This is a genomic window from Exiguobacterium sp. s193, assembly GCF_018618755.1.
Lineage (GTDB): Bacteria > Bacillota > Bacilli > Exiguobacteriales > Exiguobacteriaceae > Exiguobacterium_A.
This window is the reverse complement of record NZ_JACSMR010000001.1, coordinates 617,931-630,830: the sequence shown is the minus strand read 5'-3', so window position 1 is coordinate 630,830 and position 12,900 is coordinate 617,931. Positions and strand designations below refer to the sequence as shown.

The window sequence follows — 12,900 nt, the reverse complement described above, 5'->3', positions numbered from 1 at the left end:
CCCCTTTAACCTAATTCCATATTCAGTTGATCGGCATATTTTCCGAGTTTCTTTTGTAAGCTTTCCTTTAATGGGTCAAGTGCAATCAAATATTTTTCATAGTCTGTGCCGGCTTTCGCCGTCTTGCGTAACAAATCCTGTTCATCGGTGTACCAGTCCGCATAATCGGAGTAGTAATCGACCAACACCTCGGGATTGCCATCATTGCCGAGTGCCATACCGTAAATCATCAGGATGTTACTGTTCATCTCGAGTGCCATATAGTCCGTCTGGGCATTGACGCGTGTGAAGACTTTGTCCTGTTTATCCTCCGGCGTGTTCCCGACGGCTTCCGCTGCTTTCGCATTGACGCCGTATTCGTCGGCATTAAATGAATCAAACATCTCAGCGAGCGTCGTAAAGACCGATGGTTCAAAGGTCGTTGGTGCAATCACGACTTTCCATTCGCCGTCTTTCTTGAGGAATAACTTCGACGCCCGATTCGGGAGCGGTGATCCATCCGCATCATTGAACTCATGGATGATATAGGCGACGTCACCTTGTTGAAAGCTTTTGACGACTTTACCCGGTGTGACGTTTAGGTTTTTGGCGCCGGTCGCTGCTGCACGTAACGGCTGTTCCTCACCCGTGTACTCGAGCTTAGCAAGTGCTTTTGCATCCGCCGCCCCGGTTTTTCCTAATGTATCTTGGTAGGCTTGATAGACAGCAAGAACGTCTTGATCAGCCTTCGCCACTTGTTTCGTTTCCGACGTCTTCGGGGATTCAGTATCTGTAGAGGACGTGGAGTCGTTACCACATCCGGCTAACAGAATGCTCGTTGATAACAGAGCAGTGATTAATCGTTTCATATGGGACCTCCTAAATCAGAATCAACAGGAATAATCGAGTGAAGTGTTTACTGTCTTCACCATACAGGATATTCGCTTTTTTGAGTAGGGAATAGGTACACTAGTCTAAAGGAGAGTGGATAAAACATGAAGATTCACGTGACGGATGAAGCATTACAATATTTTAAAGATGAGATGGAAGCGAAGGAAGGCGATACGATTCGCTTTTTCGCGAAATACGGCGGATCGACGGATTTGACACAAGGCTTTTCGGTCGGCGTCCATATGGAAGAAGTCGAACGGGCGGCTGTCGAAGAAGTCGTTGATGGCATTCATTTCGTCGTCTCGGACCAAGATGATTGGTTGTTCCAAGGGCAAGACGTCAAAGTCTCAATCCAAAACGAAGAGATTGTCTTTTCACAGGCAGCTGAATAATTCAAATGAAACGTGAGCGGGAGAACGTACCCGCTCATTTTTTTGACTAGAATAATTGTAAGCGGCGTCATGCTTCTGTACAATGGAGAATGTAAGCGATTAAAAGTATGTATAAAGGGGGAATAGAGATGATTCCGTACAAACACGAACCATTCACGGACTTCTCACAAGAAGCGAACAAGAAAGCGTTCGAGGAGGCACTTGCACTCGTATCGCAAGAGCTAGGAAAAGATTATCCGCTCGTCATCGGGGGCAAACATGTGACGACGGAAGATAAAATCGTTTCGGTCAATCCGGCAAACAAAGAAGAGATCGTCGGACGTGTCTCAAAAGCGACACAAGCACACGCAGAGGATGCGATGCAGGCAGCAGTCACAGCATTCGAAACGTGGAAATTCGTCAATCCGAGTGTTCGTGCGGACGTCCTGTTCAAAGCAGCGAACATCATCCGTAAACGTAAACATGAATTCTCGGCGTACCTCGTCAAAGAAGCTGGGAAACCGTGGAACGAAGCGGATGCGGATACAGCAGAAGCAATCGATTTCCTCGAATATTATGCACGTCAGATGCTCGTCTTAAAAGACGGCAAAAAAGTCGAAAGTCGTCCGGGTGAATACAACCGTTACGATTACATCCCACTTGGTGTCGGAGTCATCATCTCACCATGGAACTTCCCACTCGCCATCATGGCAGGGACTGCGGTTGCGGCAATCGTCGCCGGAAACCCGATTCTCTTGAAACCGGCATCAACGACACCTGTCGTCGCTGCTAAATTCGTTGAAGTCATGGAACAGGCGGGTCTTCCGGCTGGTGTCTTGAACTTCATCCCGGGACCTGGGGCAGAAGTCGGGGATTACCTCGTCGACCACCCGAAAACACGTTTCATCAGCTTCACGGGCTCACGTGATGTCGGTCTTCGCATCAACGAACGTGCTTCGAAATTAAATGACGGTCAAATCTGGCTTAAACGTGTCATCGCCGAGATGGGTGGAAAAGATACGATGGTCATCGATGAGTCAGCCGATCTTGATTATGCGGCAGATATGATCACAAAAGCAGCATTCGGCTTCTCCGGTCAAAAATGTTCAGCGTGTTCACGTGTCGTCGCACTCGATTCCGTCTACGACGAGTTACTCGAAAAAGTCGTCGCGAACACAGCGAAACTTAGCATCGGGAACCCGGTTGATGTGACGAACAACGTCGGTCCGGTCATCGATGCAGCGGCCTTCAAAAAAATTACATCGTACTTCGATGTCGCAAAACAAGAAGGACGGATTGCGGCAGGCGGAACAGCTGACGATTCAACAGGCTTCTTCGTCTCACCGACGGTCGTCGCTGATGTTCAACCGACGGATCGTTTAATGCAAGAAGAAATCTTCGGACCGGTTGTTGCGTTCACGAAAGCGAAAGACTTCAAAGAAGCCATCGCGATCGCAAACAACACGGAGTACGGTTTGACAGGGGCGGTCATCACACAAGACCGGACAAACCAAGAGTACGCACGGGCGAACTTCCACGTCGGTAACCTCTATTTCAACCGTGGTTGCACAGGCGCAATCGTTGGATACCAACCGTTTGGCGGCTTCAACATGTCGGGAACGGATTCAAAAGCCGGTGGACCGGATTATTTAACACTTCACTTGCAAGCAAAAACGACTTCAGAAATGTTTTGAATTAGTGTTTAATAGATGAAACGGGTATGCGACCTGCATATCCGTTTTTTTTATACACCATAGAAAAGGGGGAGCAAGGATGAACGGAATGTGGTTGGCGATTTTACTGTATCTCGGTCTGATGGTGACGCTTGGCGTGATGGCGTATTACCGGACGAAAAACATGAATGATTATATGCTTGGAGGACGTACGATCGGTCCCGTCGTCACGGCGCTCTCAGCCGGAGCAAGCGATATGAGTGGGTGGCTGTTGATGGGATTACCGGGTGCGATGTTTGCAACTGGTCTGTCCAGTGGCTGGATTGTAGTCGGTTTATTGCTCGGAGCTTATGCAAACTGGTTACTCGTTGCACCACGTCTGCGGGCGTATACGGCGCACGCCGGCGACGCCATCACGATTCCGGACTATTTTGAAAAACGATTCCATGACAAAAGTGGTGTGTTGCGTACAGTTTCAGCTGGAGTTATCTTAATATTCTTTATAATGTACGCTTCCAGTGGGTTTGTCGCCGGTGGTCGGCTGTTTGAAGCCGTCTTCGGTTTAGAGTATACGACCGGTCTTTGGATTTTAGCAGGTGTCGTCATCGCCTACGTGTTCCTTGGTGGATTCCTCGCCGTCAGTTGGACGGATGTGGTCCAAGGGATGATCATGGTCATCGCGCTCTTGATTGTTCCGGGTGTCGCGCTGTCGCTGAGCGGCGGGATCAATGAGACGCTCGAGACGATTCGGACGACGGACGGTTCAAAACTTGAACTGTTTAAAGGGACGACACTTATCGGGATCATCTCCTTACTCGCTTGGGGACTCGGCTACTTCGGTCAGCCACACATCATCGTCCGTTTCATGGCGATACGTAACTTAAGTGAAATGAAGTCAGCCCGCCGGATCGGGATGGTCTGGATGACCTTTTCCATCATCGGTGCGATGGTGACAGGATTATTCGGTTATGCGTACTTTACGCAACAAGCGATTGAGCTGAACAACCCGGAGAACGTCTTCATTCAGCTTTCGCGAGACCTATTCCCAGGCTTCATTACGGGTCTTTTGCTCGCCGCGTTACTTGCTGCCATCATGTCGACGATTTCGACACAGTTGCTTGTTTCTTCGAGCGCTGCGACGAATGACTTTTATCAACGGTTCATGAAACGGACGCCTTCAGACAAAGAGTTGATGCTCGTCGGTCGTATCATGGTGCTGGCGGTTGCCTTACTTGCGATTGCGTTATCGTTCGGCGCACAAAAATCGATTTTGACACTCGTCGGTTACGCGTGGGCAGGATTCGGTTCTGCTTTTGGACCGGTCGTCTTGTTCAGCTTACTGTGGCGCCGGATGAACAAAGCGGGAGCACTCGCTTCGATGCTGACGGGATCGGTCGTCGTCATCGCCTGGATTTTAGTCAAACTGTACGTGAAGGATTTACCGTTCTACATTTCGGAAATGTATGAAATGATTCCCGCATTCCTTGCGTCGACGATTGCACTCGTTGTTGTCAGTCTGGCGACTGCTGAACCAAGCGAAGCGGTCTACCGTGAGTTTGATGAAGTAAAGGCGCAGTTGAAAGGTGTCGAATCAGAGCGGAAGATTGTCTGATTGAATTAACATGAAACGAGCGAGTGGTTGTTCTCTCTTGAGAGCAACCACTCTCAGTCTGTAGACAACGTGCCATCGGGAGATCAAGCATCTTTTTTTGTTGCTTTCCTCGGGCGAGGCGCAAGCCGTTGCTCCTTCGTCCTCACGGATAACGAGCAGGGTCTTGCCTGCCCTAAAAGTGCGTTAAAAACGCACTTTTAGAGGCAGGAGTCAACGAAACGTGACGCTTTTTAGGGAACACTATGACGGAAAGCCAGTCATGCAGACGGTATAGGGCGCAATCCGTCTCGAATCGCTTTGAAGACGAGGCGAGACAGGGAAGCGCGACCGATTGTCTCTCGTTATCGCCTGTTCACGTTTCATAAGAGTTTGTCTACACGCTAGTCGAAGTTCACTTGAATGTGAACTTCGACTTTTTTTGTAGTTAGAATGCGCAGTCAAAAAGAATGGGAGATGGCTTGACTTCAGGACTGAATGATTCAGTTTACTTTATTAATAAGTATTTCCATGAAGCATGTATGTTGCCTAGAGGAAAGAAAAGCGTATACTTGCAACTAAAGAGAGGTGTTCAATATGGTCAGTCAACCGGTAGCACCGGTCGAACGATTGAAAAAAAGACAATTTATCGGTCCGGCCTTTGTTGCCGCCGTCGCTTACCTCGACCCGGGGAACTTTGCGACGAACATGACGGCCGGTGCCCAGTACGGATTTTTATTACTTTGGATCATCGTTGCAGCGAACTTGATGGCGGTCGTCATTCAAACGTTGTCAGCGAAACTTGGACTCGTCAGTAATATGAGCTTGGCGGAAGTCATCCGGGACGAGCTGTCACCCGTCGCCCGACTGTTTTACTGGGCGCAGGCGGAACTCGTCGCCATGGCGACGGATCTCGCGGAATTCGTTGGTGCTGCACTCGGATTTCATCTGTTGTTTAATATCGATATGAAAATCGCCGCGATTTTAACGGCGATTGCCTCGTTCGTCATTCTCGGATTTGAACGGAAGGGCTTACGGCATTTCGAAGCCGTCATCGCGGGACTCGTCCTTGTGATTGCTGTCGCCTTTGCGATTCAAGTCATTCAGGTCGAGCCGAATGTGCGGGACATGGCAGGCGGCTTAATCCCGGGATTCGAGGGAACGCCGAGTATCGTCCTCGCTGCCGGCATGTTAGGAGCGACGGTCATGCCGCACGCGATTTATTTGCACTCGGATTTGACGAAACGCCGGATGGGAAAGATTGCGGATAAACGAGGGTTGATGAAGATTCAGACACTCGATATTTGGGCAGCGATGTTGATTGCGGGGGCAGTCAATGGGGCGATGCTCGTCATCGCGGCGACCGTCTTCTTCGGAACGGATCAAAAAGCAGCAACACTTGAAAGTATTTTTTCAGGACTCGGGACGTCGCTCGGCGGTGTAACACCGTACTTGTTCGGGGTCGCCTTACTCGTGTCTGGTCTCGCATCATCAAGTGTCGGGACGATGTCCGGCGATGCCATCATGCGTGGGTTCCTAAAGATTGAGATTCCGATTTTCCTTCGTCGGAGCATCACGATGGCACCAGCCATTGTATTGTTGTTGTCTGGATTCGATCCGACACGTGCCTTGATTTTGAGTCAGGTCGCCTTATCCTTCGGGATCCCGTTCGCGTTGATTCCATTGATTCGGGCAACGTCGAGTGGGCGAATCATGGGTGATTTCAAGAACGGGATCAAGATGAAGCTCCTTGCCTGGAGTATCGTGACGATTGTCATCATTTTCAATGTCTATTTATTGATTGATCTTTTAGTTTGAATATTCTGTTATTTTGTTTTGTAAGACAGTCGCATGGGTAATGAATTACTAGAAGCTTTCCGCCCGAAAGCTTTGCTACCCCTATAAGGACGATGGTGCGGACCTCCCCCCGATGCACCATCGTCTTTTTTGTCTGACTAAAAAGTGCTATGATTAGAAATAGTGTAAAATATACTGCAAAAGTTCCGGAGGTGGAATGACATGGCAAATATTAATGAAGAGCAAGTCCGCCACGTGGCGCATTTGGCACGCCTTGCCGTGACAGATGAAGAAGTACAACAATTTACGGTTCAGCTCGAAAAAATTCTCGGTTTTGCTGAGCAATTAAATGAACTTGATACGACAGGTGTCGAACCTACGACGCATGTCCTTGATTTAAAGAACGTCTTACGAAAAGACGAAGTACGCCCATCGCTTCCGCGCACGGAAGTAGAACGACTCGCACCTGATTGGGAAGACGGACAAGTCCGCGTCCCAGCAGTGTTCGAATAAGGAGGAGACCACAGAAATGTCACTTTTTGAGCATGGTGTCAAAAAACTGCATACACTCGTCAAGGATGGCGAAGTGAAAGTATCGGATCTCGTTCAAGAATCGTTTAATCAAATCGACCGTGTTGACGGGAAGGTTGGCGCCTTTTTGTCCTTGAACGAAGACGCATTCGAACAAGCAAAACGGATGGATGAGCTCGCAAAACATGAAGCAAACCCACTGTTCGGCTTACCAATCGGTGTGAAAGATAATATCGTCACAAAAGGGATGACGACGACATGTGGCTCGAAATTCCTCGAGAACTTCGTCCCTGCGCACGACGCGACTGTCGTCGAACGCTTACATGAAGCAGGTGCCATCACGATCGGTAAACTGAACATGGATGAATTCGCGATGGGGTCTTCCAATGAGAACTCAGCATACAAACCAGTCCGTAACCCGTGGAACACAAAACACGTTCCAGGTGGATCTTCAGGTGGTTCAGCAGCAGCTGTTGCGGCAGGAGAAGTCTTGTTCAGTCTCGGTTCTGATACAGGTGGTTCGATCCGTCAGCCGGCTGCCTATTGTGGTGTCGTCGGTTTAAAACCAACGTACGGTCTCGTTTCACGTTTTGGTCTCGTCGCATTCGCATCATCACTCGACCAAATCGGACCATTGACACGGACGGTCGAAGACAACGCCTATTTGCTCAGCGCGATCGCAGGACATTGTGACATGGATTCGACGTCAGCGAACGTCGACCGGATTGATTATACGAAAGCACTGACAGGTGATATCAAAGGCTTGAAAATCGCCGTTCCGAAAGAATACTTCGGTGAAGGTGTCAGTGAATCTGTGAAAGACAACATTCGTACAGCCATCAAAAAGCTCGAGTCCCTCGGAGCGACGGTCGACGAAGTATCTCTTCCGAACTCGAAGTACGCACTTGCGACGTATTACTTACTTGCTTCATCTGAAGCATCATCGAACTTAGCCCGCTTCGACGGCATCCGTTACGGTGTCCGTGCTGAAGCAGATGCGCTCGAAGATGTTTTCAAATATTCACGGGCCCAAGGGTTCGGCGATGAAGTCAAACGCCGTATCATGCTTGGAACGTACGCGTTAAGTTCAGGTTATTACGACGCGTATTATAAAAAAGCGCAACAAGCGCGGACATTGATTAAAAAAGACTTTGATGACGTCCTCGCAAACTATGATGTCATCATCGGACCGACGGCACCTACACCAGCGTTTGAACTCGGTGCGCAAAACGATGATCCTGTCACGATGTATGCGAATGATATCTTGACGATTCCAATCAACTTAGCGGGTGTGCCTGCGATTTCGGTCCCAGCAGGTCTTGTCGACGGATTACCAGTCGGTCTACAAATCATCGGAAAACACTTTGACGAGGCGACGATCTATCGTGCTGCGCATGCTTTCGAGCTTGCGACGGGCGGATTCGCGCTTCCGAAGTTATAAGGAGAGTGCGTTATGAACTTTGAAACGGTTATCGGCATCGAGGTCCACGCTGAACTAAATACAAATACAAAAATGTTTTGTGGCTGTGCCCGTGAGTACGGTGCGGAAACAAATACAAAGACCTGTCCGATTTGTCTCGGACATCCGGGCGTCCTTCCGATGGTCAACGAAAAAGCAGTCGAACTCGCGGTCCGTGCGGCAATGGCGCTTAACTGCCACGTCGCAGATCAAACAAAATTTGACCGGAAGAACTACTTCTATCCAGATACGCCGAAAGCATACCAAATCTCACAATTCGATCAGCCAATCGGGTTTGACGGATTCATCGACGCGGAAGTCGATGGCGAAACGAAACGCTTCCGGATTGAACGGGTCCATTTAGAAGAAGATGCTGGGAAGATGAACCATACGGGTGCCAATCATTCGGTCGTCGACTTTAACCGGACAGGAGCACCTTTGATTGAAATCGTCAGTGAAGCCGACATGCGTTCACCAAAAGAAGCGGTCGCCTACCTCGAACGTTTGAAAGAAGTCTTGCAATACGCGGGCGTCTCGGACGTCAAGATGGAAGAGGGGTCACTTCGTTGCGACTGTAACATTTCGGTCCGTCCATACGGGCAAGAGAAGTTCGGTACAAAAACAGAACTGAAGAACCTCAACTCGTTCGGGAACGTCTTAAAAGGACTCGAGTTCGAGGAAGACCGTCACCGTAAACTCTTACTGGCGGGTGGAGTCATGCGTCAAGAAACACTTCGGTTCGACGAAACAAAAAAACAAACTGTCTTGATGCGTGTGAAAGAAGGGGCGTCCGATTACCGTTACTTCCCGGAACCAGATCTCGTCAAGCTCGTCCTCGACAAAGACTGGAAAGAGGCGATTCGTGCCGCAATTCCAGAACTTCCGGATGCGCGTCGTGTCCGCTATCAAGAAACACTTGGTTTATCTGCGTATGACGCAAAACAATTAACCGTCACCCGTGAGATGGCAGAGTACTTCGAAGCGACGGTTGCTGCCGGTGCAGAACCGAAAGCAGCAGCGAACTGGACGGTCGGTGAAGTCCAAGGACACTTGAACAAGTCGAGTGAAACGTTCGAAACAATCAAACTGACACCGGCACGTCTCGCCGAGATGATCGAATTGATTGCCGGCGGAACGATTTCTTCGAAAATCGCGAAACAAGTTTTCGCGGCGACGATTGAACAGGGTGTCGAACCCCGTCAGTATGTCGAAGAACAAGGACTCGCTCAAATTTCTGACGAAGGTCTCTTACGCGGACTGGTCGTCGAGATGTTCGAAGCGAATCCAGCCGTCGTCGAAGAACTCGTGGGTGGACGGGACCGGAAAAAAGGTTTTGTCATCGGTCAAATCATGAAGAAAACGAAAGGGATGGCGAATCCAGCTCTCCTCGACCAACTCTTCCATGAAGAACTCGAAAAATTAAAATAATCCTTTAAATTAGAGTAGATGTCCCCATTTTTCGTCTTGTAATCAGACGGAAAACGGGAACATCTTTTTTTTCGGCTTTGTAATGTAGCAAAACTTCATGTAAAATAAAACAGTTATGTATCAAATGGACCGGTTGATTAAAAAGGAGAAAAACTTATGAGACCTAGAGCGCGAGTGATTTATAACCCGACTTCCGGGAAAGAGATGGTAAAGCGAAATCTGCCGTATATCTTAGACCGGCTTGAAGCAGCGGGTTATGAGACTTCCGTCTATTCGACGAAAGCGGTCGGTGACGCAACACATGAAGCAGCACGGGCCTGTGAAGCTGAATTTGACCTCGTCGTGGCTGCGGGTGGAGATGGAACGTTAAACGAAGTCATCAGCGGGATGGCTGCCTATCAGGTCCGCCCCAAACTGGGTGTCTTGCCTGTCGGGACGACGAATGATTTTGGACGGGCGATGCGGATTCCGTTGACGATTGAAGGCGCGATGGATGTCATCTGTACCGGCTATACGATGCCTGTCGACATTGGCAAGATTGAAGGGACGACGGGTGTTCATTATTTCATCAACATCGCAGGTGGTGGCATCATGACGGAGTTGTCTTACGAGGTTCCGTCAAAACTCAAAACAGCACTTGGACAACTTGCCTATTACGTCAAAGGGATGGAGAAGTTACCGCAAATCCGCCCGACGTATGTCGAGCTCGAACACGAAAAAGGAATATTCAAAGGCGAAGTCATGTTGTTTTTGACTTCGAATACGAACTCCGTCGGTGGCTTTGAGAAGCTATCTCCGAATGCGTCACTCAATGATGGACGGTTTGATTTATTCATCTTAAAAAAATGTAATCTTGTCGAACTGATTCGCGTCATGCGTCTCGCCTTAAAAGGGGATCACTTCTCGGATCCTTGTGTCGAGCATGTCACGACTTCATTCGTCCGGATGAAAAACACTTCTGAGATGAGCTTGAACATCGACGGTGAGTTCGGTGGCACCTGTGAAGGGGAGATGACGAATTTACAGTCGCATTTCGATGTCATGACACCGAAGTTCCGGATCGATGAGATGGAACTGATTAATACACAACTACAAGAAACAGAAACGAACCTCGCGTAAGGCGTGGGGTTTTCTAGGAGGAACCCAATTATGATCCCAGTACAAAAAAATGACGAGCATGTCGTCGATATCGTCGATTTGACGCACGACGGTTCAGGTGTCGCACGAATCGATGGTTATACGGTCTTCATTCCTGGCGCGTTACCGACGGAACAAGTCAAAATCAGAATTACGAAAACAACGAAATCATACGGGTTCGGACGAATCATCCGTCAAAAGACGAAAAGTGTCGATCGTGTCGAGCCGCCATGTCCGGTCTACAACCAATGTGGAGGCTGCCAGCTGCAACACTTATCATATGATGCGGAACTCGTCTTCAAGCACAACCGTGTCCGTGATGCGTTTGCCCGCCTCGCAGGACTCGAAATCCCGGTCCACGAAACGATTGGTATGGAAGATCCATGGGGCTACCGTAACAAAGCACAAGTCCCGGTTGCTTTCCAATCAAACAAGTTGATGGCCGGTTTCTACCAAAAACGGAGCCACCGTATCATTGATATGGATTACTGCTTGATTCAAAATAAAGAAAATGATGAAGCCATCCAAGCGGTCCGTAAAGTCCTCGCTGACTTAAAAGTCCCAGCTTACGATGAAAAGAAACAAACGGGTGTCATCCGTCACATCATGGCACGTCACGGGTACCATACGAATGAATTGATGATCGTCCTCGTGACGAAGGTCAAACAATTGCGTGGCATCGATAAAATCGTCGCCGGCATCTTAAAAGCCGTCCCGAACGTGACATCGATTCAACACAACATCAACCCGGAAGATACGAACGTCATCTTAGGGAAAAAGAATATCGTCCTGCACGGACCAGCTGTCATCCGCGATCAAATCGCCGGGTTGACGTATGAAATCTCGCCCCATTCATTCTTCCAAGTCAATCCGTTGCAAACGGAGAAACTATACGGTAAAGCACTGGAATATGCACAATTGACAGGCGAAGAAATCGTCGTCGACGCGTATTGCGGCATCGGCTCGATTTCATTATCCCTTGCACAACAGGCGAAACATGTCTACGGGATTGAAATGGTTCCTCAAGCAATCGACGACGCACGTCGTAACGCAGCTGCGAACGGCATCGACAACGTATCATTCGAGTACGGAACGGCTGAATCGGTCATGCCGGCACTCGTCAAAGCTGGAATCAAACCGGACGTCATCGTCGTTGACCCGCCTCGTAAAGGCTGTGACGAAGAATTCCTGCGTGCAGCGGCTGAAGTGGCACCAAAACGCATCGTCTACGTCTCATGTAACGCTTCAACACAAGCACGTGACGCGAAGTTGCTTGCTGAACTCGGTTACAAGCTGATGGAAGTGACGCCAGTCGATATGTTCCCGCATACGACACACGTCGAGAGTGTAGCGCTTTTCGTAAAAATGTAAAAGCAACTTCCTGACTAAAGGGAAAGTGGGGTCGGAGCATGCTGATTGAATGTACAAAAAAGCTAGCGGATGCGATGAAAATCAATGTAACGCCGTATGATGCAACTCACGCAGATTCTTTTTATGAATGGCATGCGAATGTGTTTACGTTTAATCGAAGAAAATGTGTTGTCTTGATGAATAACAAAACAAGATATAGTATCGTCTTCTACGGCATGAAAATGAAAGAATTCAAACAATTTGATGTCATTGCATTGAAGGCCATCAAGGACACATTTTTAGCAGAAGGATTTTCTGAAGCGGTCGTGAACCGTTACCTTGAGCGTTGCGGTGACGTCGAGTATTCGAAGACGCATGATCGAAGTATCATCGGACAATTGAATGACGCCATCATTAGTATTTCGTGGAAGCTTGAGGACTTTTTACCGACAGAACAAGTGCATATGATGGATTTAAGTATGTGGGTCGGAGAAAATTTATTGTGTGGTCCGATCGGCTATGCAGCGCCGATCGATCTTCTAAAAAAAGAGTTCGACTCATCCTTTTAACTAAATCAGGCGATTCGAAAAACAGGACCCCTTCGTGTAAACGGAGGGGTCCTGTCAGCGTGTAGACAAACTCTTATGAAGCGTAAACATGCGATAACGAGAGACAATTCGGTCGCGCTTCCCTGTC

Annotated in this window: 11 protein-coding genes; 10 read left to right on the top strand and 1 reads right to left on the bottom strand. The window is 48.7% G+C overall.

Annotated features, from left to right (window positions below; translation table 11 throughout):
* Positions 1 to 5: 5 nt before the first annotated feature.
* Entirely contained in the window at positions 6 to 848 is an 843-nt protein-coding gene (locus tag KNQ04_RS03025) for a hypothetical protein (protein WP_214847191.1), read from the bottom strand.
* 126 nt (positions 849 to 974) lie between these two features.
* Between KNQ04_RS03025 and KNQ04_RS03020 the strand changes: the two genes are divergently transcribed.
* From KNQ04_RS03020 to KNQ04_RS02975, 10 genes are all read left to right on the top strand, one after another.
* Positions 975 to 1,262: a HesB/YadR/YfhF family protein gene (locus KNQ04_RS03020; protein WP_214847190.1), complete on the top strand. Its 288-nt coding sequence runs from the start codon at positions 975 to 977 to the stop codon at positions 1,260 to 1,262.
* A 128-nt stretch (positions 1,263 to 1,390) separates the two neighbouring features.
* A complete protein-coding gene (gene pruA / locus KNQ04_RS03015; protein WP_214847189.1) occupies positions 1,391 to 2,935 on the top strand; it encodes an L-glutamate gamma-semialdehyde dehydrogenase in 1,545 nt (514 codons plus the stop codon).
* A gap of 79 nt (positions 2,936 to 3,014) precedes the next feature.
* Positions 3,015 to 4,526: a sodium/proline symporter PutP gene (putP, locus tag KNQ04_RS03010; RefSeq protein ID WP_285801159.1), complete on the top strand. Its 1,512-nt coding sequence runs from the start codon at positions 3,015 to 3,017 to the stop codon at positions 4,524 to 4,526.
* A gap of 573 nt (positions 4,527 to 5,099) precedes the next feature.
* Positions 5,100 to 6,320, top strand: coding sequence for an Nramp family divalent metal transporter (locus KNQ04_RS03005; RefSeq protein ID WP_214847186.1), 1,221 nt, complete (start codon positions 5,100 to 5,102; stop codon positions 6,318 to 6,320).
* A 201-nt stretch (positions 6,321 to 6,521) separates the two neighbouring features.
* Positions 6,522 to 6,812, top strand: coding sequence for an Asp-tRNA(Asn)/Glu-tRNA(Gln) amidotransferase subunit GatC (gatC, locus tag KNQ04_RS03000; protein ID WP_029331522.1), 291 nt, complete (start codon positions 6,522 to 6,524; stop codon positions 6,810 to 6,812).
* A 16-nt stretch (positions 6,813 to 6,828) separates the two neighbouring features.
* Positions 6,829 to 8,271, top strand: coding sequence for an Asp-tRNA(Asn)/Glu-tRNA(Gln) amidotransferase subunit GatA (gene gatA, locus KNQ04_RS02995; protein WP_214847184.1), 1,443 nt, complete (start codon positions 6,829 to 6,831; stop codon positions 8,269 to 8,271).
* A gap of 12 nt (positions 8,272 to 8,283) precedes the next feature.
* Entirely contained in the window at positions 8,284 to 9,717 is a 1,434-nt protein-coding gene (gene gatB, locus KNQ04_RS02990; RefSeq protein WP_214847182.1) for an Asp-tRNA(Asn)/Glu-tRNA(Gln) amidotransferase subunit GatB, read from the top strand.
* A 156-nt stretch (positions 9,718 to 9,873) separates the two neighbouring features.
* Positions 9,874 to 10,836, top strand: coding sequence for a diacylglycerol kinase (locus KNQ04_RS02985; protein ID WP_214847180.1), 963 nt, complete (start codon positions 9,874 to 9,876; stop codon positions 10,834 to 10,836).
* A 30-nt stretch (positions 10,837 to 10,866) separates the two neighbouring features.
* Complete coding sequence (gene rlmD, locus KNQ04_RS02980) at positions 10,867 to 12,225, top strand: 23S rRNA (uracil(1939)-C(5))-methyltransferase RlmD (protein WP_029331518.1); 1,359 nt, start codon at positions 10,867 to 10,869, stop codon at positions 12,223 to 12,225.
* Between the two features lie 38 nt (positions 12,226 to 12,263).
* Complete coding sequence (locus tag KNQ04_RS02975; RefSeq protein ID WP_214847178.1) at positions 12,264 to 12,773, top strand: DUF6933 domain-containing protein; 510 nt, start codon at positions 12,264 to 12,266, stop codon at positions 12,771 to 12,773.
* Positions 12,774 to 12,900 lie beyond the last annotated feature (127 nt).